1 protein-coding gene is annotated in these 1,722 nt (G+C 35.6%); it reads left to right on the forward strand.

The window, feature by feature from the left end; genetic code table 11:
• Positions 1-581 precede the first annotated feature (581 nt).
• Positions 582-1,601: an adenosine kinase gene (locus tag QZ265_RS10825; protein WP_296406072.1), complete on the forward strand. Its 1,020-nt coding sequence runs from the start codon at positions 582-584 to the stop codon at positions 1,599-1,601.
• Positions 1,602-1,722 lie beyond the last annotated feature (121 nt).

The raw sequence follows: 1,722 nt of genomic DNA on the forward strand, positions 1-1,722 counted from the left end.
GCTTAATTAAAAATACTGATATAAGTTAATGGAGTCATTTGTGGTTTTTTAAAGTTAATATAACAACTTAACTTATAACATGGGCATTTGAGCATAGTGGTTTATTGGTAGGTTGTATCAGTTGAAACTTAGGTAATATTGCATTAGCAATCCATCTTTAATGCGTGGAACTTAATAAAACTAATTAGTCACTATTGTTAATGGGTAGGTTAATTTTGTTTAAATCAAATTTTACTGTCTACTAAACTGCTTTTCTAAGCCTTATAAAACAAGTTGTTGAACAGTTACCCCCAACGTCTGTGGATAAGTCTGTGTATAACTGATAACTTGACAACAAATATCTTAGAATTATTAAGGCTTAGCATTAAATTGTATAATTTTTATACAGTAATTATTTTATTTAAAATCAATAACTTACTATGATAATGATAGATTTATAAATAGAACCAAAATATTTTTAATGACCTTAGATTTGCAAGGTATGTTTCACGCTAACACCTAATCTCCACAACTCACCTAATTTAAAGTATTATATCCTCACTGAATTTAATTACTCCCTAAATTATTAAGTTGGAAATAATATGTACGATGTTATGGCTGTAGGAAATGCTTTAGTAGATCACGAGTATCTATTGAATGAAGAACAACTTAATCAGACCAGCTTGACCAAGGGTAGCATGACCTTAGCAAGCTTAGAGGAACAAACTCAACTATTAAATCAATTCAAATCTCAAAATTTACAGCCATCAAAGCAAACTGGAGGTGGTTCAGCCGCCAATGCCATGTTTGCTTTTGCAAGCTTAGGCGGTAAGTCATTTTATGGTTGCCGGGTTGGTGATGACCAAGCCGGTGAGTTTTATTTGGCGGATTTAAATCAAGCTGGCGTTGCTACTACTGCTGAAAATTCTATCTCGCAAGGCGGTGTAACCGGCTCTTGTGTGGTTGCAATTACACCCGATGGTGAGCGTACGATGCAAACCTTCTTAGGAACTTCAAGCGATATCAATGAAGATAACTTAGATTTTGATGCACTATCTCAAAGCAGTTGGTTATATTTTGAAGGCTATTTAGCGATGTCAGAAAGTCTACGTCCTTCTGTACAAAAGCTTCGTCAATATGCCAAAGACAACGATATTAAAATTGCGGTAAGTTTTGCAGATCCGGCAGTGGTTAACTTTGCCAAAGAAGGGTTGCTTGAAGTATTGGGCAATGGTGTGAATACTATCTTCTGTAACTCTGAAGAAGCCATGTTATTTACTCAAATCCAGAATGTAACTGAAGCTGCCCAAGCTCTAACCCAATATTGTGAGTTGGCGGTCGTGACTAATAGTGCAGATGACAGTATCATATGCCAAAAATCAGCAGACGGCTTAATAACTGTATTTAATGTTCCTACCCCACCTGTAGACAAAGTCATTGATACCAATGGTGCTGGTGACAATTATTCTGGCGCATTCTTATATGCTTTATCACAAAATCATAGTTTAATGCAGTGCGGACAATTGGCCGCTACTATAGCCAGTCAAGTTGTGCAACAATTTGGTCCACGCTTAGCGGTTGAGCAATATCAAGAACTGGCTAGGCAGATTTTATCGGCTTAATGCTTTAACTTGTAGTAAGCCATACCCAATAAAAAATCCCAAACTTTTTAAGTTCGGGATTTTTTATTTTGATTACCTTTCTATTCAACTGTTTTAAGATACCTGATTAATGGCTCAATTA

Source organism: Psychrobacter sp. (assembly GCF_018260395.1).
GTDB lineage: Bacteria > Pseudomonadota > Gammaproteobacteria > Pseudomonadales > Moraxellaceae > Psychrobacter.

Coding starts and splice junctions, on each gene's coding strand:
- QZ265_RS10825 (WP_296406072.1), top strand. CDS start 582: ATGTACGATGTTATGGCTGTAGGAAATGCTTTAGTAGATCACGAGTAT.